Source organism: Paenibacillus cineris, from assembly GCF_018333335.1.
Lineage (GTDB): Bacteria > Bacillota > Bacilli > Paenibacillales > Paenibacillaceae > Paenibacillus_AQ > Paenibacillus_AQ favisporus.
The window spans coordinates 721,984-745,572 of sequence record NZ_BORU01000001.1; the positions used below are offsets into that span (position 1 = coordinate 721,984).

General features: G+C 57.0%; 24 protein-coding genes. 14 read left to right on the plus strand and 10 right to left on the minus strand.

The window, feature by feature from the left end; all coding sequences use genetic code 11:
• The first annotated feature begins 160 nt into the window (after positions 1-160).
• Positions 161-1,297: an NADH-dependent flavin oxidoreductase gene (locus tag KI379_RS03745; protein ID WP_212982813.1), complete on the plus strand. Its 1,137-nt coding sequence runs from the start codon at positions 161-163 to the stop codon at positions 1,295-1,297.
• A gap of 156 nt (positions 1,298-1,453) precedes the next feature.
• Here the strand turns inward: KI379_RS03745 and KI379_RS03750 are convergent, their stop codons facing one another.
• Positions 1,454-2,314, minus strand: a complete 861-nt coding sequence (locus tag KI379_RS03750; RefSeq protein WP_212982814.1) for an SDR family oxidoreductase — start codon at positions 2,312-2,314, stop codon at positions 1,454-1,456.
• Between the two features lie 94 nt (positions 2,315-2,408).
• Between KI379_RS03750 and KI379_RS03755 the strand changes: the two genes are divergently transcribed.
• Positions 2,409-2,852 (plus strand): MerR family transcriptional regulator, encoded by a 444-nt coding sequence (locus KI379_RS03755; protein WP_240913246.1) that lies wholly within the window; start codon positions 2,409-2,411, stop codon positions 2,850-2,852.
• A gap of 84 nt (positions 2,853-2,936) precedes the next feature.
• Here the strand turns inward: KI379_RS03755 and KI379_RS03760 are convergent, their stop codons facing one another.
• Both KI379_RS03760 and KI379_RS03765 read right to left on the minus strand, forming a co-directional pair.
• Positions 2,937-3,794, minus strand: coding sequence for a DMT family transporter (locus tag KI379_RS03760; protein WP_306433631.1), 858 nt, complete (start codon positions 3,792-3,794; stop codon positions 2,937-2,939).
• Positions 3,795-3,816: 22 nt separating this feature from the next.
• Positions 3,817-4,779 (minus strand): metallophosphoesterase family protein, encoded by a 963-nt coding sequence (locus tag KI379_RS03765; protein WP_076170400.1) that lies wholly within the window; start codon positions 4,777-4,779, stop codon positions 3,817-3,819.
• 249 nt (positions 4,780-5,028) lie between these two features.
• Here KI379_RS03765 and KI379_RS03770 point away from each other — a divergent pair, with 249 nt between their 5' ends.
• The gene (locus KI379_RS03770) at positions 5,029-5,808 is read left to right on the plus strand and encodes a DeoR/GlpR family DNA-binding transcription regulator (protein WP_089545869.1); all 780 of its coding nucleotides are present in this window, start codon (positions 5,029-5,031) and stop codon (positions 5,806-5,808) included.
• A gap of 7 nt (positions 5,809-5,815) precedes the next feature.
• Here the strand turns inward: KI379_RS03770 and KI379_RS03775 are convergent, their stop codons facing one another.
• Positions 5,816-6,784 carry a glycerophosphodiester phosphodiesterase family protein gene (locus tag KI379_RS03775; protein WP_373309578.1) on the minus strand — a complete coding sequence of 323 codons (969 nt, stop codon included), beginning with the start codon at positions 6,782-6,784 and terminating at the stop codon, positions 5,816-5,818.
• A gap of 35 nt (positions 6,785-6,819) precedes the next feature.
• Positions 6,820-7,401: a TetR/AcrR family transcriptional regulator gene (locus KI379_RS03780; protein ID WP_212982816.1), complete on the minus strand. Its 582-nt coding sequence runs from the start codon at positions 7,399-7,401 to the stop codon at positions 6,820-6,822.
• 225 nt (positions 7,402-7,626) lie between these two features.
• Between KI379_RS03780 and KI379_RS03785 the strand changes: the two genes are divergently transcribed.
• The 10 genes from KI379_RS03785 to ptsP all read left to right on the plus strand — a co-directional run bounded on the left by KI379_RS03785 (position 7,627) and on the right by ptsP (position 17,207).
• Entirely contained in the window at positions 7,627-7,980 is a 354-nt protein-coding gene (locus tag KI379_RS03785; RefSeq protein WP_076170396.1) for a DUF2512 family protein, read from the plus strand.
• Positions 7,981-8,327: 347 nt separating this feature from the next.
• Complete coding sequence (locus tag KI379_RS03790) at positions 8,328-10,463, plus strand: BglG family transcription antiterminator (protein WP_244879182.1); 2,136 nt, start codon at positions 8,328-8,330, stop codon at positions 10,461-10,463.
• 24 nt (positions 10,464-10,487) lie between these two features.
• On the plus strand, positions 10,488-10,931 hold the full coding sequence (locus KI379_RS03795; protein WP_076170394.1) for a PTS sugar transporter subunit IIA: 444 nt from the start codon (positions 10,488-10,490) through the stop codon (positions 10,929-10,931).
• On the plus strand, positions 10,928-11,191 hold the full coding sequence (locus tag KI379_RS03800; protein ID WP_089545873.1) for a PTS sugar transporter subunit IIB: 264 nt from the start codon (positions 10,928-10,930) through the stop codon (positions 11,189-11,191). The genes KI379_RS03795 and KI379_RS03800 overlap by 4 nt, the downstream gene beginning before the upstream one ends.
• Before the next feature lie 35 nt (positions 11,192-11,226).
• Positions 11,227-12,525 (plus strand): PTS ascorbate transporter subunit IIC, encoded by a 1,299-nt coding sequence (locus tag KI379_RS03805; protein ID WP_089545874.1) that lies wholly within the window; start codon positions 11,227-11,229, stop codon positions 12,523-12,525.
• Positions 12,526-12,662: 137 nt separating this feature from the next.
• Entirely contained in the window at positions 12,663-13,655 is a 993-nt protein-coding gene (locus tag KI379_RS03810; RefSeq protein ID WP_212982817.1) for a phosphotriesterase family protein, read from the plus strand.
• 12 nt (positions 13,656-13,667) lie between these two features.
• Positions 13,668-14,426, plus strand: a complete 759-nt coding sequence (locus tag KI379_RS03815; RefSeq protein WP_212982818.1) for a creatininase family protein — start codon at positions 13,668-13,670, stop codon at positions 14,424-14,426.
• Entirely contained in the window at positions 14,423-15,157 is a 735-nt protein-coding gene (locus KI379_RS03820) for an SIS domain-containing protein (protein ID WP_373309579.1), read from the plus strand. Before KI379_RS03815 ends, KI379_RS03820 begins: the two co-directional genes overlap by 4 nt.
• A gap of 26 nt (positions 15,158-15,183) precedes the next feature.
• The gene (locus tag KI379_RS03825) at positions 15,184-15,453 is read left to right on the plus strand and encodes an HPr family phosphocarrier protein (protein WP_076170389.1); all 270 of its coding nucleotides are present in this window, start codon (positions 15,184-15,186) and stop codon (positions 15,451-15,453) included.
• Positions 15,453-17,207, plus strand: a complete 1,755-nt coding sequence (ptsP, locus tag KI379_RS03830) for a phosphoenolpyruvate--protein phosphotransferase (RefSeq protein ID WP_212982820.1) — start codon at positions 15,453-15,455, stop codon at positions 17,205-17,207. Before KI379_RS03825 ends, ptsP begins: the two co-directional genes overlap by 1 nt.
• A gap of 374 nt (positions 17,208-17,581) precedes the next feature.
• Here ptsP and KI379_RS03835 read toward each other — a convergent pair whose 3' ends face one another.
• On the minus strand, positions 17,582-18,337 hold the full coding sequence (locus tag KI379_RS03835) for a YqjF family protein (protein WP_212982821.1): 756 nt from the start codon (positions 18,335-18,337) through the stop codon (positions 17,582-17,584).
• 143 nt (positions 18,338-18,480) lie between these two features.
• On the opposite strand from KI379_RS03835, the gene KI379_RS03840 reads away from it, so the two are divergent.
• The gene (locus KI379_RS03840) at positions 18,481-18,822 is read left to right on the plus strand and encodes a KGG domain-containing protein (RefSeq protein WP_212982822.1); all 342 of its coding nucleotides are present in this window, start codon (positions 18,481-18,483) and stop codon (positions 18,820-18,822) included.
• A gap of 76 nt (positions 18,823-18,898) precedes the next feature.
• Here the strand turns inward: KI379_RS03840 and KI379_RS03845 are convergent, their stop codons facing one another.
• The 4 genes from KI379_RS03845 to KI379_RS03860 all read right to left on the minus strand — a co-directional run bounded on the left by KI379_RS03845 (position 18,899) and on the right by KI379_RS03860 (position 23,542).
• Positions 18,899-20,188, minus strand: a complete 1,290-nt coding sequence (locus tag KI379_RS03845; RefSeq protein WP_212982823.1) for a phytoene desaturase family protein — start codon at positions 20,186-20,188, stop codon at positions 18,899-18,901.
• Between the two features lie 248 nt (positions 20,189-20,436).
• Entirely contained in the window at positions 20,437-21,348 is a 912-nt protein-coding gene (locus KI379_RS03850; protein WP_212982824.1) for an aldolase, read from the minus strand.
• Between the two features lie 103 nt (positions 21,349-21,451).
• Positions 21,452-21,577, minus strand: a complete 126-nt coding sequence (locus tag KI379_RS03855) for a paeninodin family lasso peptide (protein WP_105441696.1) — start codon at positions 21,575-21,577, stop codon at positions 21,452-21,454.
• A gap of 15 nt (positions 21,578-21,592) precedes the next feature.
• Positions 21,593-23,542: an asparagine synthase-related protein gene (locus KI379_RS03860; RefSeq protein WP_212982825.1), complete on the minus strand. Its 1,950-nt coding sequence runs from the start codon at positions 23,540-23,542 to the stop codon at positions 21,593-21,595.
• Positions 23,543-23,589 lie beyond the last annotated feature (47 nt).

A 23,589-nucleotide genomic window follows, 5' to 3' on the forward strand; every position in this document is an offset into this window, starting at 1 on the left:
ATTATATATCTTGGAGCCGGCTCCAAGTCAAACGGGGTCAGCTTACTTTTTATTCATACGGCGGCTCTTCATAAGGGGCCTTGACTTCGATTCGACTCCAACTTTTACAATGTGCTCTAACAGGGAGACCTATCCCTGACATATGAAGGAGGAGACGCACATGAACCCTAAATATCAGCCTATAATGGAACCTTATCGTTTCAAAAATGGCGTCGAAGTCAAGAACAGAGTCGTTCTTGCGCCCATGACGATTTCTTATTCCCGGCAAGACGGTACGATATCGGATGATGTCATCGCGTATTATGAAAGCCGTTCGAACGGTGTTGGAATGGCGGTCACGGGAAGCGCGATCGTCACATCGAGCGGAAAGGTATTCGGAGGGGAGATCGCGGCGGACCATGACGATCGGATCCCAAGCTTGCAGCGTCTGGCTGCAGCGATGAAGAAACGCGGGGCCAAAGCCATTTTGCAAATCTTTCATGGGGGACGCGAAGCTCTGCCGGAGGCGTTATCAAACGGTGAGATCGTAAGCGCAAGCGCGATTGCAAAAGAAGGGCAGAGCGTGATCCCCCGGGCGCTTGAAGAGCAGGAAATTTTAGAGATCATCCGGGCATTTGGCGCCAGCACCCGGAGGGCAATCGAGGCGGGTTTCGACGGGGTAGAGATTCACGGGGCCAACCGGTTTTTGATCCAACAATTTTTTTCGCCATACACCAACCGGCGCGATGATCGTTGGGGAGGAAATCTAGACAAGCGTATGGCGTTTCCGCTTGCTGTAGTGGATGAAGTGAACAGAGCAGTGGCTGAACATGCTAAACGGCCGTTCCTCGTAGGATACCGGTTTTCGCCGGAAGAAGAAATGACGCCTGGCATTACGATGGCGGATACACTAAAACTGGTGGATGCCCTCGCCAATAAAAACCTGGATTATTTGCATGTTTCTTTAATGGACTTCTGGTCTAAGCCTAGACGTGGAGTAGAGGACAATCGCTCCAGAATGGAGATGATTGATGAGCTCGCCGGGCAAAGAGTTCCCGTCATCGGTGTAGGATCGATCCGCACACCTGATGAGGCGCTAAGAGCGCTGCAATCGGGAGTCCCGCTTATAGCCCTGGGACGTGAGCTGATTATCGACCCCGATTGGGTTGAAAAGGTAACGCAAGGCAGGGAAGACGAAATCCGAACCGAGATCACGTTACACGATCAAGAAAAACTGGGAATTGCCGATCCGTTATGGCACAAAATCGTCCATACGCCAGGATGGTTCCCGATCGCAGGCCAGGGTGTAACCGGCTAAAACGGGATTATGGTTATGCGAAAAGCGCGCCCAAGGCGCGCTTTTCTGCTATGACGCTAATCATCCAGCCACAGAACATTTCGGTGAAGTCGAAGTCATTATAGGGGACCCCGAGAAGCCAATTCATAAGCTTAACTTTGGGTACACCCTCCTTTTTTATGCAAAATAATGCCCTTCTTCGAGATTGGCGATTAGTCCGGGCTGCACCGGTTTCCAGCCCAGAAGCTCCCGTGTTGCCTGACTCGCCTGCGCAGTGTTGAACACGCCTGCGATGTCGAATGCCGCAATGGGGCCAAGAAAGCCGAAATGGGCGGCAGCTTCTTCAGGTGTAATGCTGACCGTCGGCACGTTTAATTGCTGCCCGATGACCTCGGCGATCTCGCGGAACGGAATGCCTACATCGCCGACTGCAACCATCTGTGAGCCCGTCGGGGCGGATTCCAGCGCCAGTCGGTACAGAACCGCCGCATCCAGGCGGTGAACCGCCGGCCAGCGGTTCGTTCCATCGCCGATGTAGGCGGAGAACCCCTTCTCCCGGGCGATGTTGATCAGCTTCGGCACGAATGCCCTATCTCCTTCGCCGTGCACGGTCGGTGCAAGCGTGACGATGGATGCCCGAATACCCCGCTCTGCCATGGCGAGCACTGCATCGTCCACGGTATGCCCATTTTCATGAGGGTGACCTGTGGTAATGAACGGCTTCCCGGAGCCTTCGAGCGCCGCTCCAATGGCTTGGACAGCCCGCAAATCCAGAGCCAGCGCACCTTCAAAGTTGGAAAAATCGTTGGTGGGTGAACTGAACGCCAGATGAATCACACCGTCCGCTGCCGCGGCGGCGCTGCTTAGCGTATCGAGATCGTCCAGCGTGCCGTACAGCGCTTCAGCTCCCGCCGCCTTTAATCCTGCAGCTTTCTCCTCAGAACGACAAAGACCCGTTACGGTATGCCCCGCGCCGATCAGTTCCCGGACGACCGCAGAACCGACAAACCCTGTTGCTCCTGTAACAAAAACATGCATGATGATATCCTCCTTCATAGGTTGACTGTTTGATCGTGTTAAGCATAAACTATGAAGCGAACTCTAGGGCAAGCGGTCCAAAGGAGAAATGATGATGAGAATTCAGGAACTGGCGGACAAGATGGGATTAACGATCCATACGATCCGCTTTTATGAAAAGGAAGGCTTGTTGGATGATCGGCATGTCCGGAGAGAAAGCAACAATTACCGAAACTATTCTGAAGAGGCTGTCGAGCGGTTGGGGCTCATCAAGAAGTTCCAGTCCATCGGCTGTTCGCTGGCCGAACTGAAGGAAGCTTTGCAGGAATGCGACACCAATATGAGTACCAATCTGGAGATTATAGATTGGATTCGCGGTAAGAAAAAGGAGATCGAAAGTAAGAGGGAAGAATACGATCAAATGCTGGACACCCTTAACAAGATGCTGGAGTACAAGACTCTACTCATGGACGATCCGCAAAAAGCTCAAGAGATTCAGAGGACTTGGTATACCGGCTCATCCGTAAATAAAAAGCGCGCCCCGGGCGCACTTTTCTGATGTTTCTCTGGAAACCAACCGATTCGCAACCATGTTGGTGCTTGCTATTTTGTTGAGACGCTGAGTCATGTCAGAGTAATACAGTCAGCCCAGCATGCCGATCAGAACAATGCCGCCAAAAATAACGACGGAGCACAGCATCCGCCGCAATCCCTGCTGCTCCTTTAGAAGGAGGACGCCGAGGAAAGTGGCGAAGATGGTGCCGATTTCACGCAGCGGGCTGATATGGGCCATCGGCGCCTGGGACATGGCGAACAGGAATAGCAGATAAGATCCCGGATTTAAAATCGCCCCAAGCAGCAGCGTAGTTTTGTTGGCCTTCCACTCCTCGACAATTTTTCCGGAGGCGATCACGGCCGGGGTCAGACCGAGCACAAATCCGATGTTGGTCACCTCCAGCAGCGCGATCGGAGAGACATGCTCCAGATTCAGCTTGTCGACGAAAACGTAGCAGGTGGTACACAGCCCGACGCACAAAGCCATAAGCACGGGCTTCAAGCCTTGGGCCTGCTGCCCGCCGCTGCGGCTGTTGGAGCCGATGCCGCTCAGCACGGCGAATCCGCCGAGCATGCAGAGGATGCCGAGCCAGCCGAAGACGGACAGCGATTCGTTCAGAAAAAGGACGCCGATCACAGGGACGAGCAGCGTGCTGGTGCCCCGCATGATCGGATAGATTTGCGACAGGTCGCCCAGCTCATAGGTTTTCGACAAGAGCCAGGAATAGACGGCCTGAAGAAGCATCGACAGCAGGAGCAGGCCGTAGGAAGCGGCGTTCATCGGATTTTTCCAGAGCTCGGTGATCAGCACCGGAAGCAGCAGAATCGTCGCGACCATCATGATTGACCACAGAAAGACGCTTTTGCTGCGGCTCCGCTTGGTGAACATGCTCCACACGGCATGGGCCATGCCGGAAGCAATCACAAGAACTATCGGTAATAACAAAATGAGTCAGCCCCTTGATTGTTTAGTTGGTTTCTTGGGTATCGGGTTCATGAATCGGCTGTTCCAGAGCGGCGGACCCGTCCTCCAGCCGGAGCCAGGTATCGAAGTCCTTCTCGCCAAGGGACAGGCGGATGACGCGGGCACCCCGCATAAATCCTTCTTTGCCGTACGTGTTGCAGCCGGTGGCCCGCCCGTAACTTAGGCGGATGCCGTGCAGCGTTCCGCTGTAATCGTTGATATGATCGTGTCCGCAGAACGTGCCGATGACGTCGCCCATTTCGACCAGTGCCGCAAACAGTCCGGAGTTGACCGGAGGGCTGCAGACCCGTTCGTATTTATGGCCATAGCAGACTTGGGTGTCCCATACTTCCTGATATTCGGGAATCGGGATATGGAAGAATGCCAGCGCAGGCAGCTTCTCCGCCTGCCCGCTCGGGTTCAGCCTGGCGGATTCAGCAGCGAGCCAGTTGATTTGGTCCCGCTGGATCCAGTTGTAGCCGGGAACCTGCTCGAGGCTCGAATAATCCCCGGAATCGAGGAAATACAGGTTGGCGGCCGGACGCCCTTCCGCGTCAACCAACTCCAGTGTGTAATTGCCCGACCCGCTCAAGTCCGCCGGACCGGGCTCTGTTACCGTGTGCCGGTGCTCCAGCACAGTCTGCATCAGTTCGTCCCGGCTGATCCGGTTTTCCGTATCATGATTGCCGAAGACGACCGCCCACGGGATGCCGCGTTCTTCCAAGGCAGCGACCGCATCCCGGAAGGCTTCCCGGGGATGCTCGCATTCTTTTTTTCCCGGGGACACGGGTCCGGTATAAATGACGTCTCCGGTGATAACGACCAAATCCGGTTTCTCAGCATCCATGACCCGTTCCATGATCTCGCGTGTGCGCTGGTCCTCAGGTCTGCCGTCCATCCAATGCAAATCGGTAAACTGTACAATCGTAAAGGTGCCGTCCTTTCGAAAAGACAAGCTCTTGCTCATCTCACGTGTCCCCCTCGTCATTTTACGTTGATTTAACAAACCACACATATCGATGTTGCATTGTGTGTGTTTATGTGGTTTTAGTTGATTTTAGTCCTGGTGAAGGCTGCTGTCAATTGATTTTTTCGAAGTTTGACATTCCTCTCCATCGCCAACTACACTTATAAGAAACAACAACAAAACACATGTAAGCGATGAAAAACCACATGTGTCCAATACTAAGCCTTTGGTATAAAGGAGGGTTTCGATATGTCCTTAACCTATGAGGAGCGGCGGGAGACCATTCTCGGCCAATTGGGGATGGAAGGGAAAGTCCGCGTGCACGTGCTGGCGGAGATGTTTGGCGTTTCGACAGAGACGATCCGCAGGGACCTCGACCGCCTGGAGAAGGAAGGCAAGCTTCGGAAAGTTTACGGCGGCGCGGTCCGGGTCCGTTCCGGCTTCACGGAGCCGACGTTTACGAACCGTTCCCTGATGCACCGCAGCGAAAAGCAGGAGATCGGCAAACTGGCGGCGTCCCTGATTGAAGACGGGGAGACAGTGCTTCTGGACAACGGCACCACGACACTGGAAATTATGCGGAATGTGATGGAGCGCCCCCAGGTCACGGTCATCACCAACTCCGTGCCGATATTAAACCTTGCCCTTGAGGGGTTCCGGGGGAAAATCGTGTTTGCTGGGGGCGAGATCAATCCGGAGCATCAGGCGGCTACGGGGATGATCAGCCATGAGCTGCTCGATCGCTTCAAGGTGAATAAGGCGTTTATTTCCGCAGGGGGCATATCGCTGACCGACGGGATCACCGATTATCATCTTGAAGAAGCGCTGCTGTCCCGCAAAATGATCGAGCGTACGGAAGAGGCCATTCTCGTCGCGGACCATTCCAAGTTCGGGGTCACCACCTTCGCCCAGATCGCACCGCTTACGCAGATCTCGATGGTCGTCACCGATGCAGGCTGCTCCAGGGAATGGATCGACGCCCTGAAGCAGCTGGACATTGAAATCATTTCGGGAGAGGCCCGGCTCTAAGAGGACTCTAAGTGGCGGGTTCCTCCGCGGAACTGCCTTTAAATAAAGGAGCGATCCGGTCGATGCGGTTCGTCCAGATGCCGCCGCTGTAGTGGGCCGGCAGCCGCTTTATGTCTTCGGGGCTGTCAAAGCCCGATGAGAAATCGCTGCCGTCGCCGCCGACGACGATGACCCGCGTGTCAGCCTTGTCCATCCGGTTCAGGAAGCGGTTTGGCCATCCCCACAGGAGCGGGGCGATTTTCTCGGGAATATGCAGCTCCGTATGCTTGCAGGCTGAAGGCATATACCCCGTCCATTCCGCGGCCAGATAAGGAATCAGGCAGCGCTTCATCGTGGCGATGGACATGACGCGGGCTTCGGGAAGCTTTGCTTGGACAGCCGCAACCGGCTCATCCCCGCCATAGAAGGCGAGCTGCTTCAGCCGCTGTTCGGGCAGCGCCGACATCGCATCCGCCAGCCGGGTGCCTTCCTTTGGATCACTGCTTTTCATATGAATCAGAAAAGACCGGTCCGGAAATTGCTTCAGCACCTCATCCAGCGTCGGCATAAGCCCGACGCCCTTTCCACGGAACGGATACGTTTGTCCGCCGTCGGCGGTATAACCGTAGCCGATATCAACCTTTTTCAGCTCTGCCATCGTGTAATCCGTCGTCATGCCTTTCACATTGGTGCGGCAGTCCAGTGTCCAGTCATGGAACACGGCGATCTGATCGTCTTTCGTCAGCTTGATATCGAGTTCCACCATATCGGCACCTGCCTGAAATGCGGCTTCCATGGACGGAAGCGTATTTTCCAGATAGGGATGCTCGGGGGGATAAATCCGTTCCGCGGTACAGGTGTCGTTCGTGATTCCCTCCATCGTAAAGGTTTGGGCCAATCCGCGATGGGCGAGCAGAAAAGGGGAACCATCCCGGGGCTTCGCCAGCAGGGAGGTGTTATTCAGATAAATAAAAACAAGCAATAGTGCCACAACCATAAAGGTTTTGCTTCGTACGATCCGCTTCAGCCGTTTCACCTTCCGATTCCCTCCCACACGGCATCCAGCTGCCGTTCAATCGATCCGTATATCCCGTCTTCATTCATCTTTGAGGACAGCGTTATCAGCGTTTGGAAGAACAGTCCGACCACCACTCCTGCGCTTAACTCGGGGTCTGACAGCCGCTGCTGCGGATCTTGTTCTCCGGCATCCACCATCACCCGGCGAAGTGCATTTTTGAAATTCGAAATGTTGGTTAATTCGCTGCCTGATACGATTTCAGCTTTGATCGTTTCCATCAAAGTCAGCCGCAGAAGCTCCTCGTGCTGCATATAGATGTGCAGCAGGTCGCGCAGGATTCGCAAAATGCGCTGCTTCAAGGGACCATCCTGATGACGCGCGACGATGTCGTCCATCAGGCCGGCGTACGAATCGGCTACATACAGAAGCACATGCTCTTTTTTGGGGAAATAGTTAAAAAAGGTTCCTTTCGCGATTCCGCACGCGGCGGCAATCTCCTCCACGGTGACGTTGTCGTAGCCCTTTTCCTTAAACATTTGAATGGCATTGCGGGTAATGTTTTCCCGGGTGCTCTTCTTCTTCTGGTCTCTCAGCAAACCGTTCACCTCACTTTTAAAAAATGACCCTGGTCATAAATGACTGTGGTCATTATATGGCATAAACCGGCTTATGCGCAAGTCCATGCGCATATAAACTGCACTTTTGGCGCATGGTAATAAAAAAGGACGATTTTCTGCAAGGCAGTTGATCGTTTTAAAGCACCCGAACCCGTTTATTACTTACATGAAAAACATTCCAAATGAGGAAAGGAGGTCAGGGATATGGGGAAATTTGCCGTTAAATTGGTGGCTCATTTGGTTGTGATCACGGCGATGCTGTTGGTACTCTCAACGGCAACGATCTGGGGGGCATTGGCCACGGCGCTGGCGATCGGCGTCATTTCCTATTTGGTCGGCGACCTGCTGATTCTCCGCGCTTCCCAGAACAATATCGTTTCCACGCTGTGCGATGCTGTTCTGGTTTTTCTCATGCTTTGGGCGGTGCGTGCATCGAATCTGTGGTCCTTGTCGTATACGGATATGCTGGTTATCACCATCGTGGCGGGGATTTTCGAATACTTCTACCACATGTGGCTGCTGAGCGACGACCGTTCGGCCAGAAGACAGCGGGCCTAATGAGCTTTTCTGCTTTACCTTTGTTTGAAATTTAATTGATGAATAGATGACTAAGACCCTCTGCCAACAGGCAGAGGGTCTTCTTTTAGCGGTTCTGCTTCAGCTCGGTAAGCCCGACCAGGAACATGAGGACGCCGCCATTCTTTACATAGAATGTCATCCGAAAAATCCACATCGTCTTGGACGGATCCGAAAGAAAGCCGATAAATGCAGAGCTGGAAATCGATAGCATTCATTTTTGCACAAACCGGACTTCCAGGAATTGAACTGTCATTCGCAGCAGGGCCATAGGTATAATCGAGTCACAAGGAACGACATATTTCGTCAATGACAGGAGGGATGCCGGAATGCTTGATGAACGCAGTACCGAAATACTGAAACTGTTGGTGCAGACGGACGATTACGTGACGCTGGATGAACTGACGCTGAGGCTCGGCATCTCCCGAAGAACCGTGTATTACGATATGAACAAAATCAATGACTGGCTGGAGACTTTGGAGCTGCCCCCTGTCGAGTACGTGCGCACGGCCGGTTATTCGCTGCCCGAGACCAGCCGCCGGGGGATCCCGGACACGGCAGGGGCAGAGAGTTCTGCGGCCCAGCAGTATTATTTGTCCCAGCGGGAGCGGCTTGCCTGGATCGCGATCCGGCTGCTCACGGCAGAGAGTCCCGTCTTTATCCACCGACTAACCGAGCTGCTCCAAGTCAGCCGGGGGACGGTGCTGAAGGATTTGAATGCGGTCCGCGCGCAGCTGGAGACGACCGGCCTCGAGGTGGTGTATGACCGGAAGCGGGGTTACGAAGTGCACGGCGAAGAGGCGAGGATCAGGAGAGAGCTGACCCGCTGCTGCGATCAGCTTGCCGGCAGCGTCAGCTGGGAGCAGGCGGTCAGCCGTACGGGCTACTGGGGAGAGCAGGATCCGCTGCGGGACATCATGCCGGAGAATACGGACGAAGGCATCCGGCGTCAGATCTACCGGCTGATCGCGGCCAGCGAGCGGATGCTGAACGTCGAGCTCACCGACGAGATGCTCTTTCATTTGACTACCCGATTTTTGCTGTTTATCCGCCGGATCCAGTCCGGCCGGGTGATCCGCGTGGATGAGGACGAGCGGGAAGTGCTGCGGCAGACGCCCGAATATGACGCGGCTTCCCGAATTGCGGACGGCCTTGGCCGCTTGTTTGGCAGCCCGGTACCGGAAGAAGAAAACGCTTACCTTACGATGCATCTGCTTGGGGCAAGGGCGAACCGGATGGAGCAGCTGACAGGCTCGGATGAAATTATCGGACGCCTGCGGGATGCGGCCCGGGAGATGACGGATGCGTTCCAGCGCAGCGCCTGCGTCTGGCTTGGCGGCAGGGAAGCCGTGGAGGAGGACCTGCTGGTTCACCTGAAGCCGGCGTATTATCGGATCATATACGGTTTGGAGCTGGTCAATCCTCTTCTGGAGGACATCCGCAGTAAATACGGCGATTTATTTGAGCTCACCCGGCGCTCGGCATATGCCTTCGAGGAGTTGGTCGGCAGGAAGCTGAGCGACGTCGAGATCAGCTATCTGGCCATGCATTTCGGCGGATGGCTGCGCCGGGAGGAAGTGGAGCCGGCGGCCCGGCGGAGGGCGGCGATCGTCTGCGTGAACGGGATCTCGGCATCGAGAATGCTGAAGGCCCAGCTGGAGGGGCTTTTCTCCACTCTGGACATTATCGCGATGCTTTCCCTGCGGGAATACGAGCAGTTCCAGGAGCGGGTCGATTTAATTTTCTCAACAGTCCCGCTGCCGGACAGCAAAGTGCCCGTTTATGTCGTCCGTTCGATCCTCAGCGACAAGGACAAAGAGAATCTGCTCGGCAGGGTGAACAAGGCGGGCGGCAGAGGCCAAAGGACACAGGCGAGCTCGGTGCAGGCACTGCTCGATATCGTCCGTAAGCACGCCGACGTGACCGACGAAGCGGGCCTCGCCGACGAGCTCGGCCGCTACCTGTCCGGCGGCCGGAGCAAAGTATGGCTGGGCGAGCGGCCCAAGCCTTCCCTGGCCGAGCTGCTGCCCGCGCCGATGATCCGCCTGCAGCGGGAGAGTACTAGCTGGCGTGAAGCGATCCGGGAGGCAGCCCAGCCGCTGCTGGCGGAAGAATACATCGACGAAGGCTACATCGACGCCATGATCGGCAAAGTGGAGTCCCTCGGCCCATACATTGTGGTCGCGCCCGGAATCGCCATCGCGCACGGCCGGCCAGAGGATGGCGTGAAGCGGCTGGGGATGAGCCTTCTGCAATTAGAGCGGCCCGTGGCTTTTTCCGGGGAAGCGCGCCACCAGGTGAAGGTCGTTCTGGTGCTGGCGGCCATCGACGGAGAGTCGCATCTAAAGGCATTGTCCGAGCTGACGGGCATGCTGAAGGACGCAGCCGGCCTGAACCGGCTGAAGGAGGCGCATACGAAGGAGCAGATTCTGAAGCAGATCGGGACGGCTTCAAGTTCCGGCTAAACTATCCGAACGGGAGAGATGAACATGAAATTTCTTGAACCTCCGCTCATTGCGCTGGATGCGGAAGCGGCATCCGCCGAGGAGGCAATCCGGCTGGCAGGTGCGCTGCTGACGGAGGCGGGTGCTGCGGAAGCACGCTACGCCGACGCAATGGTAGATTCCTACCGGGAGAGGGGCCCGTATTTCGTCCTTGCCCCGAGTATTGCCCTGCCGCACGCCCGGGCGCAGGACGGCGTGATTGAGGCCGCGGTGTCTTTTGTCCGGCTGAAGGAACCGGTCGTCTTCGGCCACAGCGCCAACGATCCGGTGCAGCTGGTATTCGCCCTTGGCGGGTCCGACAGCGGCGAGCATATCGCCCTGCTGCGCCAGCTGACGACGCTGCTGAGCAGTCCGGCGCATCTGGAACAGTTCAAACAGGCGGCCGATGTGGAAGCTATCCAACAAATCATTAGGGGGAATGAGCAATGAAAGTATTATGCGTATGCGGTTTGGGACAAGGAACGAGTCTGATTCTTCGGATGAATGTGGAAAATGTGCTGAGTGCGATGGGCGTCAGCGCCGACGTGGAGCATACGGATGTCTCCACGGCTTCGGGTACGGCGGCCGACTATATTATCACTAGCCAAGAGCTGGCGCAAAGCCTGGAGGGCCATTCCGCCCGGATCATCGTCGTCAATAACTACTTCGACAATGACGAAATCAAGCAAAAGCTGGAGGAAGCCTTGTAAGCCCTATCTTGACCTAACCGAGGAGGTGTCCATCCATGGACGTGCTTTATTGGATCGCAACCAATATTTTTGGAACACCTGCCATACTGCTCGGCTTCATCGTTCTGGTCGGCCTTATGCTTCAGAAAAAATCGACCAGCCAGCTGGTGAGCGGGACGTTCAAGGCGATCATCGGCTTCCTCATCATCGGAGCGGGTTCGGACGTCATCGTGAATGCGCTGAACGTGTTCGAACCGATGTGGAAGGAAGTGTTCGGCCTGAAGACCAGCTCGCTCGGCAGCTTCATGGGCCAGGAAGCCTTCAACGCCAAATTCGGCAGCGCCGTCACGCTGGCCATGCTGGTCGGCTTCCTGATCAACGTGGCGCTGGCCCGGTTTACCCGGTTCAAATACATTTACCTGACCGGACACATGATGTTCTGGACCTCGACGATCTTTGCGGGCGTCATCGTCCATGCGGCAGGCACCGGCGTTCCGGTATGGAAACTCGTGATCGTCATCGCCGTCATTCTGGGCCTGTACTGGACTTTCCAGCCGGCCCTGGTTCAGCCGTTCCTGAGAAAGGTTACCGGGAATGACAACATCGCTCTGGGCCATACCTCAGCCTCCGTCGCCCTGCTGGCCGCGCTGCTGGGCAAGGTGCTCGGTAACAAAAAGAACGATTCCGAAAAGATCAAAGTGCCGAAGGGATTCGAATTTCTTCGCGACTCCAACGTGATTACGGCGCTCAGCATGGGCGTGCTCTTCCTGATCGGAGCGATCATTCTGTCGACCAAGGGGACTCCCGAGGCTGCTGCCCTGATCGCCAAGGCAGGAGACCAGAACTTTATCATTTATTCCATTATCCAGTCATTTACGTTCGCCGGCGGCATTGCTATCGTGCTGATGGGGGTGCGGATGTTTGTCGGCGAGCTCGTGCCGGCCTTTAACGGGATTGCGACCAAACTGGTGCCCGGAGCCAAACCGGCGCTGGATGCCCCGGTCGTGTATCCTTACGCGCCGAACGCCGTTGTGCTCGGTTTCCTCGGCGCCTTCGCCGGAGCCATCATCTGGCTGCTCGTGCTCGGCAGCACGGTGTCCTACATTTTTGTACCGACGATGATCGTGCTGTTCTTCCACGGGGCGACGGCCGGCGTATTCGGCAACTCGACGGGCGGCGTGCGCGGGGCGGTAATCGGGGGCTTCGTAACATCGACGATTGTCGCCTGGGGGCAGTTTGTCATGGTAAGCTTCCTGATCTCTTCAACCGTGCCGGACACGGCCATGTGGGCCGCTGACTCGGATATGTTCATCATCGGTCCGATTTTGCACTTTATCGCCAAGCTGCTCTTTTAGAATGGATATTTGAAACCGGCCAAACGGAAGACGGCGAGCGGTCGGAGCGCCGTCTTTCCTGGGCCATAGCGGGTCTTGTATGCAGCGGATCTTACCAACGACACCAACCACTCACCAAGAATGGAGGAGGAACGATTATGGGCTTTATTCGCACACTTCACGGGGATATTGATCCAAGGGAGCTCGGTTTTACGTATTCCCATGAGCATATCGTATGCCGCCCGGCCTATTGGCAGGAGCGGGGCGAAGACGATCTGCTGCTGGACGACAAGGAGAAGTCGAAGCTGGACGTGCTGGATTTCAAACGGTACGGCGGGCAGTCGATCGTGGATGCGACGGCGGTCGACTATGGCCGGGATGTTCATGCCGTAGAGGAGATTGCCCGCGAGACGGGCATCCGGATCGTCGGGACGGCCGGATTCAACAAAAGCTTTTTGTGGGACGCGGGCATCAAGGAAGAGCTGAAGCCCCTTATCGGGCCCTATGATACTTACGCCCAGTGGATTGAGGCGAAGACGATCAACGAGCTGGCCGATTTCGTCATTCGCGAGGTCGAGGAAGGGCTGGAAGGGACGCCGTTCAAGGCAGGCCAGGTCAAGTTCGGAACGGGCTACAACCGGATCACGCCTTTGGAGGAAAAGACGCTGCGGGCCGTGGCAAGGGCGCATCACGAAACGAAAGCTCCCGTCCACTCCCATACGGAAGTCGGCACGATGGCGCTGGAGCAGATTGAGCTCTTGAGAAGCGAAGGCGTAAACCTGTCTTATTTGAGCCTTGGACACATGGACCGGAATCCGGATCCGTATTACCACGAGCAAATCGCCGCAACCGGCGCATTCCTTAGCTTTGACGGCATCGGCAAGATCAAATACGCGCCTGAAAGCACGCGGATCGCGCTGATTCTGAATCTCGTCCGCAAAGGGTACGAAGACCAAATCCTGATCAGCGGGGACACCGCCCGCAAAACCTACTACAAGCATTACGATCATGGACTGGGGCTGGAATATATCATTGCCAAATGGGTGCCCCGATTCATCGACGAGGCGGATCATGCAGGGCTTGACGGCAAAAAGCTGATCGAGAAGTTTTTTGTCACCAACCCGGCCCGCTGCTTTACATTCAAAAAGTAAGGGGGCAGGGTCATGAAATTCGAGCATGAAAACTCGGCTGACGTCATGGACAAGATCCGCCGGCACCGTACGGCCATACTGCCGGTTGGCGCCGTGGAAGCGCACGGCCCGCATCTTCCCCTCGGCACGGACAATCTGCTTGCCGAACGGCTCGCGGACAAACTGGCTGCGCGCACCGGCGGATTCGTGCTGCCGACGCTGCCTTACGGGCAGGTGTGGAGCCTGCGTCATTTTCCGGGGAGCATAAATGTGTCTAACGAGGCGCTGATTGGGCTCCTTGCCGATATCGGGGAAAGCCTGCACAACCAAGGCTTCCGCATTCTGGCCATGGTCAACGGCCATTTGGGAAATGCCGTCGCCCTGAAGGAGGCCGCAAGGGTGCTGTATGAACGGGTGCCGGACCTGAAGGTATTCTATTTCTTCTATCCCGGAACGAAGGAAGTGACCGCAGAAGTCCGGGAAACGCCTGCGGCTCATGGCACCTACATGCATGCCGACGAAATCGAAACGTCCTACATGCTGTATTTGGCTGAAGAGCATGTGGACATGGACCGTGCGATCGACGGGAAACCGCATATCCCTGCCGACGCAGACTGCACCCCCACGCCTTGGGAAGAGATGACGTCTTCGGCGGTGCTGGGCGACGCCACCCGGGCAAGCCGGGCGAAAGGGGAAAAGATCATCGAACGCAGCCTGGACGCGATGGCGGACATGGTGCTGCAGGCCAGAAGGAAGCTGGATTTTGAAGCGAAGGGGGAGGAATTATGCTGATGAACGCGTATTTCAACATTATCGGCGAGCTGCTGCATAAGGTACGGACGAAGCAGGCAGAGGAGATCCGGAGTGCTGCCGTCAAGGTCGCGGATTGCATAGAGCAGGGTGGCATCATCCATTTATTCGGCTGCGGGCATTCGCATATCCTCACCGAAGAAGTGTTCTATCGGGCCGGAGGGCTTGCCCCCATCCGCCCCATCTTCGTGGAGAAGCTGATGCTGCACGAAGGCGCAGTGCGCTCATCCGAGCTGGAGCGGCAGAACGGCCTTGCGGCAGACTTCATGGATGAGCAGGATATCCGTGAAGGCGAAGTGGTATTCGTGCTGTCTACCTCCGGGCGTAATCCGGTACCGGTGGATGTTGCGTTAATGGCCGGGCAGAAAGGCGCCTTTACCATCGGCATAACTTCCCTGGCGTATTCCAAGAGCCAACCATCCCGCCATGAGAGCGGCCGGCATCTGGTCGACGCCGTCGATCTGGTCATCGACAACTTCTCCGTTAAAGGGGATGCGGTGCTTCGGTATCCAGGCATGGAGGTCGCCTTTGCGCCCAGTTCAACGGTGATCGGCGCGGCGATTCTGAACGCCGTATTCGCGGAGGCGATCGGGATCATGTTCGACAAGGGGCTTACGCCGCCGGTATTTTTGAGCGGCAACATCGACGGGGCCGACGCGCATAACGAGGCATTGATCGAAGCTTATAAGGGCCGGATCGCGCTGCTGGCGTGACCGGCTTCATAAAGGGGAGGAGCAACATGATTACACAAACGGTGACCATACGGAATAAACAGGGCTTTCATGTGCGGCCGGCTCAGCAGTTCTCGGACCGGGCGGGACAATATGAAGCGCAGGTGGCGGTCGTAACGGAGGATGGACGCCGGGCCGACGGCAAAAGCATGCTGGAGCTGATGACGCTTGGGCTCGAAGCAGGATCGGTCGTAACGATCGAAGCCGCCGGACCGGGAGACGAAGAAGCGGTCCGCGCTTTGGCGGAGCTCGTGGACGGCAAGTTCGGTGAGGACTGATGGACACGCTGTATCTTCAAGGCATTGGCGTGTCGGAAGGGGTACGGATCGCGCCGGCCTTCATCTACCGGCGGAAAGAGGCAGGCGGTGCACCGGCTCCCACGGAGCTTCCCGGCGGCCCGGAGGCGATTCGGGCTGAGCTCTCCAGGCTGGGAGAGGCGAAGCGCCGGTGTGCCCGGCAGCTGGAGGAGCTGGCGGCAAAGGCAGCGGAGACGCTCGGCGAAGACCAGGCCGGGATCGTGACGGGTCAGCGCAGGCTGCTGGATGACCCGGCCTTCTATCCGAAGATGGAGGCCTGGGTGCAGGAGAAGCGCGTGCCTGCGGAGCAGGCTGTTGCCGGCATCGTGGAACAGGTAGCCGGCGTGTTCGAGGCCATGAGCAGCGACTATATGAAGGAGCGGGCCGCGGATATCCGCGACATTGGCGGACGCCTGCTGGATGCGTTGGCGGCAAAAGAGGACCGCGGGTTATCCGCGATCACGGAGCGGGTCATCCTCGTGGCGGACGACTTGGCGCCGTCGGACACGATCCAGCTGGACCCGGAGCGGGTGGTGGGGCTGATCACCCGCGCCGGCGGTGCGACGTCGCACACGGCGATCCTGGCGCGCTCGCTCGGCATTGCCGCCGTCGTCGGCGCCGGCAGCGCCATCGACGGCATCGCGGACGGCGATCTGATCGCCGTCGACGGGGCGGCCGGACGCTGCATCGTCCGGCCCAGCGAGGCGGAGGCGGAGCAGAGCCGCCTCCGGATGGAGGAGGGCGAGCGGGAGCGCGCCGCGCTCGCCCGTTACGCCGCGCGTCCGGCGGTGACCGCTGACGGGACGCGCGTGGAGCTGGCGGCCAACATCGGGACGGCCGCCGAAGCGAAAGCCGCCGCCGAGCAGGGCGCCGGCGGCGTGGGGCTGTTCCGCACGGAGTTTCTGTTCATGAACGCCCCGGCCATGCCGGGCGAGGAGGAGCAGTTCCGTGCGTACCGGGAGGCGGCGGCCGCCATGGATGGCCGCCCGGTGATCATCCGCACGATGGACATCGGCGGTGATAAGGCGCTGCCGTATCTGGATCTGCCGCGGGAGGACAATCCGTTCCTCGGCTATCGGGCGATCCGGATCGGCCTGGGCAGGCAGGATCTCCTGAAGGTTCAGCTGCGCGCGGTGCTGCGGGCCAGCGCCTTCAGCAACGTCAAGGTGATGTTCCCGATGATTTCCGGGCTGCAGGAGTGGCGGGAAGCCAAGGGCGTGCTGGAGGAGGCGAAGGAAGAACTGAGGCGCAGCGGGGCGGCATTCGACGAGCGGATCGAGGCGGGAATCATGGTCGAGGTGCCGTCGGCGGCCGTCATGGCAGGGGCGTTTGCCTGTGAGGTCGATTTCTTCAGCATCGGTACGAACGACCTGGTTCAGTACACGCTGGCTGTGGACCGGATGAACGATAAGGTCGCATACTTGTACGATTATTTCCACCCGGCGGTGCTGCAGCTGATCCGTCAGGTCATCGAAGCTTCCCATCGGGCGGGCAAATGGACCGGCATGTGCGGCGGGATGGCCGGCGATCCGCTGGCCGCTCCGCTGCTGCTGGGGCTCGGCTTGGACGAATGGAGCATGGAGGCTGGCAGGCTGGGCGTTATCAAAAAAGAACTGTCGGCTCTCGACCGGGAAGCCTGCCGCTCGCTGGCCGACAGCGTTCTGACGCTGGATACGCCCCATGCGGTCCGACAGGCACTCGAAGAGTTTCGACGCGCCATCGGGCATACGCTATAGGCACAATGTTTAAGCATCCGACCGCTAGAGTTTGCAGGAAAAGGCAGAGCGTCCTCTCTGAGAGGATTCTCTGCCTTTTGGATTTGCGCCAAGGTGGATTGCGATATTGCTGTAATTTCTGAATTGTAGTAATTGTGGTAACGATAGTGCACAATACGGTAATGTAAAATATAGTAATATGAAATATAGTAATGCGCAATATGGTAATGCACATTAAAGTAATGTACTGTACTGTAATGCACAATACGGTTTTCCGCATTACGGCACAGCGCATTACAGCATTGCGATATTCTTCATATCGCAATGCTGCGGTCAGTCCGAGTGCCTCTTTGTTTTTACTGGCTCCTATTCTCGTACTCACTGTTAAGGGCCATTTATATTTTCAGCACGGGCCACAGCAGCACCTCCAGCCGCGGGGTATACGTCAGCAGCGCCGGCTCCGGGTCGTGGACCAAGCCGAACGAGGTCGTCAGGCTGTTTTCCTCGATCCACAGTCCGGCCTCCTGGAGCGGCCAGGGAAGGTGGTGAATCTCCCCGATTCGGAGCTCACCGTCGGATCCCGCAGAATACAGACAATACCGCTCAGTCAGCCAATGGACGAGGGTCCCGGGCTCGGCATGATAGACCTTCGGGTTTACCGCGCGATACCGGCTTTTCCATACCGCCGGGGACTCTCCATGCCCGCGATCCCTTTCGCTGACATAATGGATGAATCCCTCTTGGTGGCTCTTTTGCATTCGGGCGTAGCGGTAGGGCAGGCGGGCCAGCATGTGGGCCCCCGCGACCGCAATCGGATTCGACGCTTCCAGCGTCAAAAACCAAATGCCGGGTTTGCCGCTGCAGTTCACGTACGTTCTAACGTTCAGCTCCAGGAACTTCCGGGTCCCCGGTACGGGCGGCATACCCCGCAAGCGGAGCGGATCCAGCAGAAACGGGGCGACGCTGATCCACGGCCTTCCTTCCCATCGCTCAAGTTCAAGGCCGGGGGGAATATGGGGAAGCAGGCTGTGTTCTTCTACCGGCCAATGGGCGAAAAGCAGGTCGTTCCAACCCTGCTTCATGACCCAAGGCCCGTCTGGCATAGGTATCGGACGATGGCTCGTTTGCTCCAGTATGCTGCGGTTTTTCATGGTTCTCTCCTCTCGGCGGTTTGGGCAGGGGCTACATATCGTTATTACCCATCTATGCACAAATACGATGTTTCATATCCAGGGGCACGGGTAAGTAATGAATGCAAGCGCAACACTCAAAACCCTAGAAGGAGTGATTCGAAATGGCAAATAACAAAGATAACCGTAAGATGACCGTCGAAGAAGCCGGACGTATGGGTGGCGAGCAAACCGCCAAAACGCATGACAAGGAATTTTATCAAGAAATCGGCAGAAAAGGCGGCGAAGCGACGGCAGATTCCCATGGCCGTGAGTTCTATGAGGAAATCGGCCGTAAGGGCGGCGAGGCGACATCAGACTCGCATGACCGCGAATTTTATCAGGAAATCGGCCGGCAAGGCGGAGAAGCGAGAAGCGATAGCGATGGCAGGGACGGCAAAATGAGCCGTGAGGAAGCCGGCCGCAAGGGCGGAGAGGCCCGGGCCCGTCAAAGAGACAACTCTTAATCAGTCGATACGATAGATGAACCACAATAAAAAGGACCTTCCTTCGGGGAGGTCCTTTTTACTATTACATGGCGCGTCAATCTATGCCTGCGGCCGTCAGACCGGCGAGCTTGGCGCTCGTCATCGCGGTATCGGCAAGGCGCCCTTCGCGGCCCACCCAGTCGCCGGCGACGTACAGCCCGCGAATTTCCGGAACGGCCGGTCCCGGTGCGGGAGCATCCCCACTTCGCAGCGCAGGCCGGGAAGTATGAGCGGCAAGCAGATTCGGGGAGAAACGGACGGCGGCGGTCGCCTGCTCCCAGCCCGGCTGAATGGCCTCAAGCCTTTCCTTCAGGCGCCGCAGGACCAGCTCGGAATCACCGGCAGGACTGGAGCCGTGGTATGTCATCACATGGATCACCTGGGAACCGTCGTCTGTAAGTGGGATCGCTGCCGAATGGTTCGAATAATAAAACGGCTCATCCAGTCCGAGAACAAACGCCCGATCCGGATGGGGCACCTGTTTCAAAGCGACGTCCAGGCAGGAAACGTACAGCGGGTGAGACTGCTCCTTCCAGACTTCCAGCGAACGGCTGTGCAAGCCGGAACCCTTGAGCCATTTGCTGACCGCATGCGGTCCGGCCGCGGCGATGATGCTGCCTGTTCTAAGGAGGGTCCCTTCGGACAGAAGGATACCGGTGACTGTTCCCTGCTCATGCACAACTTGGGCAGCTTCGGCACCTGCGGCAATGACAACGCCGGCCCGGACGGCTTCCCGCTGAAGGCTGTCGATGACCGTCTGCCAGCCCCCAAGCACATACCGGACGCCTTGGCTGGCGAGCTGTCCTTGTTCCAAAACGTAGCCTGCGCTTAACCGCTCCATGTCGTCATCGTAGGCCCACTGTCTGCACATGGCGTAAAAGAACTGGCGGACGCGGTCGGAACGGACATTCCCCAGTGTCCATTCTTTCATGCTGATCGAGCGGATCGGTTCCGGATCGATCCGGTTCAGGCTTCCCATGAGCGTACTCCATTCCGTCTGCTCCTCGGGACTTAGCTCCTGGGCGGCATGGATGAGTTTCCCGTCCAGAATGCCGTACATGGCATTTTTCGTCCCGCTGCCCAAGGAAGGTTTGCAGCCGAGCTCTTCCAAAATCCGCAGCGCAGCGCTTCCTTCGTACATGGCGCGGGGGCCGTAATTAAACAAGGCTCCACCGATTCTGGCGGTTTGGGCCAGGCCGCCTAGGCGGCTGTCTTTTTCAAGCAGTATGACGGATCGCCCGGACCGAGCTGCATAAATCGCTGCGGTCAGACCGGTCAGCCCGCCGCCGATTACAGCAATATCATAAAATGGGTGTTCCATAGTCATGTTCATATTTAGTTTCATTATAAAGTACACTCCTTTCAAATGCGTTACCAATTAGTCACATATAATATATGTTACTTTATAGTAACGTGTCAATGGGGTCATGGAGGATTTATTTGAAGAGCCTCAGCAGGGATGGTACAGCAAATCAGTTGAAAGAGGGGATGATTGCATTCCTGCAGCAACAAAAAAGCCCTGCTCCCGGGAGTAGGGAAAAAGGGCTTGGTCATGAATCGGCGATGGCGATACCCGGTATGAATTTGGATTGCTCAGCCTCGAATAACATCCAGAACCATCTCGGTCAATCTGCCGATCGTAGGCTGATCCAGGGGACGCTGCAGCTGATACATATTCACGGATCCCGACAGGCGGGTTGTGCATTCAAAATGCCACGGGGTTAGACCGCTCTCCGCGAGGAGAGAGCTGCGGTACGTATGGCGGTAAAGAAGGGGCAGGCGCTCCAAGCCCCCGATTTCCCGGATCTCGGGCTGCTCGCAGTCCGTTTTGACCAATTCGAACACGCCGGCCAGCGGAATCGGTTCGGATGCAAACTTGGAGAGAACGGGGACCGCATACTTCGTTTCCCGGTCGAACAGAGGACGGAGACCGCCCGCGTCCATGCCAAACGTGTCAAGGCTGTCCTGCCAAAGCTTCTGCTGTGGATAGGCAGGGGCAACAAGCGGAAGCTGCTCCGAATCCATCGTAACGGCGATGACATCGTCGGTCAGCAGCTGGCATCCCTGCTGCAGCAGGGCGGATGCCAGCGTAGACTTGCCGTGTCCGGAGTGGCCGACCAGGGCGTAAGCCTTGCCGTTCATGACGACGGCGCTTCCGTGCAGTGGCAAAATCCTTCTCTGCATCAGAATAGCACCCATGCAGGTACCGAGGACATACAGCCGGATCTGATCCTCGTCCGCTTCTGCCTCAGGCGAGACGTAAATGTCGGTTCCGTTCTCTGCGCTGAACACGGCCAGCTTCGGAATCCGGAACATCACCTGCTGCTCGCTTACGGCGAATTTGTTGACGGGTGTTTCCCGCTGTGCCCAGGCATCGTCAAGGTCGGCGAAGCCGATCCGCACTTGGATATCTTGGCCGAAATGCAAGGCCGGCCGGAGCTCGGGCAGCGGGATTTCACTTTCTATCCTAAGCCCGAAGGCTGTATATATCGCTGGTTTGATCATATATTTTCTCCGCTTCGTCAGAAGAATGTGGATATAAGAACAGCCCTTACCCCATATCATTGGGACCAAGGGCTGCTCCTGATCACTCGGTTATGAATTGGAATTAGCTGTAGAAGACAGGATCATCCGGGTCCGGTTGGAAAGAGTCCGGTTTGCCTTTTCCGGGGCCAGCCATCGTCATGCTGACTTCCAATACTTCCAGTTCAGGTGTAGTCCATTCTTTTTTCATCGATTTCACCTCCTTTCAAAAGTTTCGCTCCAGAAAGCGGTACACGATTAAGCTTCGCATCAGCACCTTGATGGCCGGGCTGTAGGCCTGGCTTGGGTGCATCCCGTTTCTGGCTTCGTCAAGCGCTTCGCGTACGACAGAAATGTTCAGCACCTGCTGCATGCGGGAATCCCGGCACAGTTGGTCCAGCTCCCGGATCATTTGCTCCCAGTGCGGAGCCATCCGGTGGAGGATGTCGGCCGCCTGGATCCCCTTGAGCCGCTGATTCAGCCGGACGTTGTCGGGAAGGTAGCCTTGGGCAGAGCGTCTGATCAACGCGCGGTCGAGTCCGTTCTGCACATACTGCTCCATCGGTACCGACAGGCAGAACCGGATGACGCGTAGGTCGTTGGTCGGATCATGCGCCCAGAGGGGATACTGCAGCGACAGCTTACTGACGCTCGTTCCTGTCGTGCTCCATACGTTATAGCTGTCAAAATGATACTTTCTCGCCTCCACCGGGTCGGAGGGAAGGTCTTCGCCCGATCCGATTTCGGTGAACTGCCTGTCCGTCAGCTTGTCGTAAACGCCGGCCTGTCTGGCGAATTCCGGGTTAACCAGCTGCGGAAATTCATTGGCGGATGAGGCGGCATGCCTGCGTTTCAGAAGCGGAAAAGCCTGCTTGCAGAGCTCGGCTATGATGCGTTTGCGTCCTACGCCAATGTTCATACTGTATTGGTTAATCTCCTCGCGCAGGCGGACCCACGCCATTTTCTTCATCAGTTTGGCATAATAGTCCAAGGCGTTGCCCCAGGAGATGCTGTAATTTCCTCTTGCACCATTCAGCAGAATGCCCACCCCGCGCTCATGCGCCTGTTCGTAAATTCCTCTAAGCCAGAATGAATTTTCGAAAAATTTGTAGGGTGTCTCCATAATATCCAGCCAGTGGTCGATATCCGTAAACGGGCTGCGGCCGTTAAAGCTGAGGTAGCTGTCCTCGATGTTGCCCGCATGCTGGACGGTCTGACGGATGAGCGGCCTTTCGTCGGCCAGTCTCCGCTTGGGCGTCCAATCCTCGAAGCCGTCTTCGGGAACGTAGCTGAACGTATGCAGTTTCCTGTGATCACGCTCCAGCGCTTTGGCCGCAAAACCGGCAACCGATCCGGAATCCAGTCCCCCGCTTAAATGAGCCCCCACCATCCGGCTTGTCCGCTGCAGCCTTGAGGTAACGGCCCGGTTAAACACGTCGCGGAAAGCTTCCTGATATTCTTCGGAAGTCTTAAGCTGCAGGGGGGAGGTCTCCGTCAAGCTGTAGTATCTGGAGACGGACACCTGGCGGCTGCGGACCGTGAGCGTATGCGAAGGCGGCAGCTGCTCGATATGCCGGTAAACCGTTGTAGATAAGTCCGGCGGCTCAAAAACCCCGCTGATGGCCAGAAACTCGGCCAGCCAAGGTTCGTTCAGCTCCTGGTGAACATACGGCAGGGATAACAGCGGGCGAATGGCCGTACAGAAGGCCAGTTGTTCCCCGTTCCGGTGATAATAGAGCGTTCGCGCGCCGGAGAAATCCCGGGCTCCGAACAGCATCTGCTTGTTCCCGTCCCAGATCATAAAAGCAAAGTCGCCGACTAAACGCTCCGGCATCGACTCTCCCCATTTTTCGTAAGCGAGCAGCAGAATTTCCCCGTCCGTCATGGCTTGTCTTGCACGGGGAGGGACCTGCAGCCCATCCATCAGCTCATGCCGGTTATCGATGATGGCGTCGGCGGTAATGGCCAGCCTGCGTTCTGCGCAATAGAAGGGCAACAATTCGTGGGCAGACTGCTGCGTGATCCACTGGGCGTGACAACCGAACCACACATGGCCCAGCTGCCATACCGAACTCCGGTCTGCCGGATACCGTTTCAGTGACTCCATAATGGGCGCTCCGGCGCTGACGTCTAAGGGGTCTTGGCTAAACCGGTAAATCCCCGCAATTGCGCTCATGACATCTTCCTCCGTTATGTACCGTCCAAACAATTTGCGACAATATG

Excerpts from the sequence above, each read along its gene's own strand:
- KI379_RS03790 (WP_244879182.1), top strand. The coding sequence starts at position 8,328 with ATGCTTGATGAACGCAGTACCGAAATACTGAAACTGTTGGTGCAGACG.
- KI379_RS03825 (WP_076170389.1), top strand. The coding sequence starts at position 15,184 with ATGATTACACAAACGGTGACCATACGGAATAAACAGGGCTTTCATGTG.
- KI379_RS03810 (WP_212982817.1), top strand. The coding sequence starts at position 12,663 with ATGGGCTTTATTCGCACACTTCACGGGGATATTGATCCAAGGGAGCTC.
- KI379_RS03850 (WP_212982824.1), bottom strand. The coding sequence starts at position 21,348 with ATGATCAAACCAGCGATATATACAGCCTTCGGGCTTAGGATAGAAAGT.
- KI379_RS03795 (WP_076170394.1), top strand. The coding sequence starts at position 10,488 with ATGAAATTTCTTGAACCTCCGCTCATTGCGCTGGATGCGGAAGCGGCA.
- KI379_RS03765 (WP_076170400.1), bottom strand. The coding sequence starts at position 4,779 with ATGAGCAAGAGCTTGTCTTTTCGAAAGGACGGCACCTTTACGATTGTA.
- KI379_RS03805 (WP_089545874.1), top strand. The coding sequence starts at position 11,227 with ATGGACGTGCTTTATTGGATCGCAACCAATATTTTTGGAACACCTGCC.
- KI379_RS03800 (WP_089545873.1), top strand. The coding sequence starts at position 10,928 with ATGAAAGTATTATGCGTATGCGGTTTGGGACAAGGAACGAGTCTGATT.
- KI379_RS03855 (WP_105441696.1), bottom strand. The coding sequence starts at position 21,577 with ATGAAAAAAGAATGGACTACACCTGAACTGGAAGTATTGGAAGTCAGC.
- KI379_RS03840 (WP_212982822.1), top strand. The coding sequence starts at position 18,481 with ATGGCAAATAACAAAGATAACCGTAAGATGACCGTCGAAGAAGCCGGA.
- KI379_RS03745 (WP_212982813.1), top strand. The coding sequence starts at position 161 with ATGAACCCTAAATATCAGCCTATAATGGAACCTTATCGTTTCAAAAAT.
- ptsP (WP_212982820.1), top strand. The coding sequence starts at position 15,453 with ATGGACACGCTGTATCTTCAAGGCATTGGCGTGTCGGAAGGGGTACGG.
- KI379_RS03755 (WP_240913246.1), top strand. The coding sequence starts at position 2,409 with ATGAGAATTCAGGAACTGGCGGACAAGATGGGATTAACGATCCATACG.
- KI379_RS03785 (WP_076170396.1), top strand. The coding sequence starts at position 7,627 with ATGGGGAAATTTGCCGTTAAATTGGTGGCTCATTTGGTTGTGATCACG.
- KI379_RS03845 (WP_212982823.1), bottom strand. The coding sequence starts at position 20,188 with ATGAAACTAAATATGAACATGACTATGGAACACCCATTTTATGATATT.
- KI379_RS03860 (WP_212982825.1), bottom strand. The coding sequence starts at position 23,542 with ATGAGCGCAATTGCGGGGATTTACCGGTTTAGCCAAGACCCCTTAGAC.
- KI379_RS03835 (WP_212982821.1), bottom strand. The coding sequence starts at position 18,337 with ATGAAAAACCGCAGCATACTGGAGCAAACGAGCCATCGTCCGATACCT.
- KI379_RS03775 (WP_373309578.1), bottom strand. The coding sequence starts at position 6,784 with ATGGTTGTGGCACTATTGCTTGTTTTTATTTATCTGAATAACACCTCC.
- KI379_RS03770 (WP_089545869.1), top strand. The coding sequence starts at position 5,029 with ATGTCCTTAACCTATGAGGAGCGGCGGGAGACCATTCTCGGCCAATTG.
- KI379_RS03750 (WP_212982814.1), bottom strand. The coding sequence starts at position 2,314 with ATGCATGTTTTTGTTACAGGAGCAACAGGGTTTGTCGGTTCTGCGGTC.
- KI379_RS03815 (WP_212982818.1), top strand. The coding sequence starts at position 13,668 with ATGAAATTCGAGCATGAAAACTCGGCTGACGTCATGGACAAGATCCGC.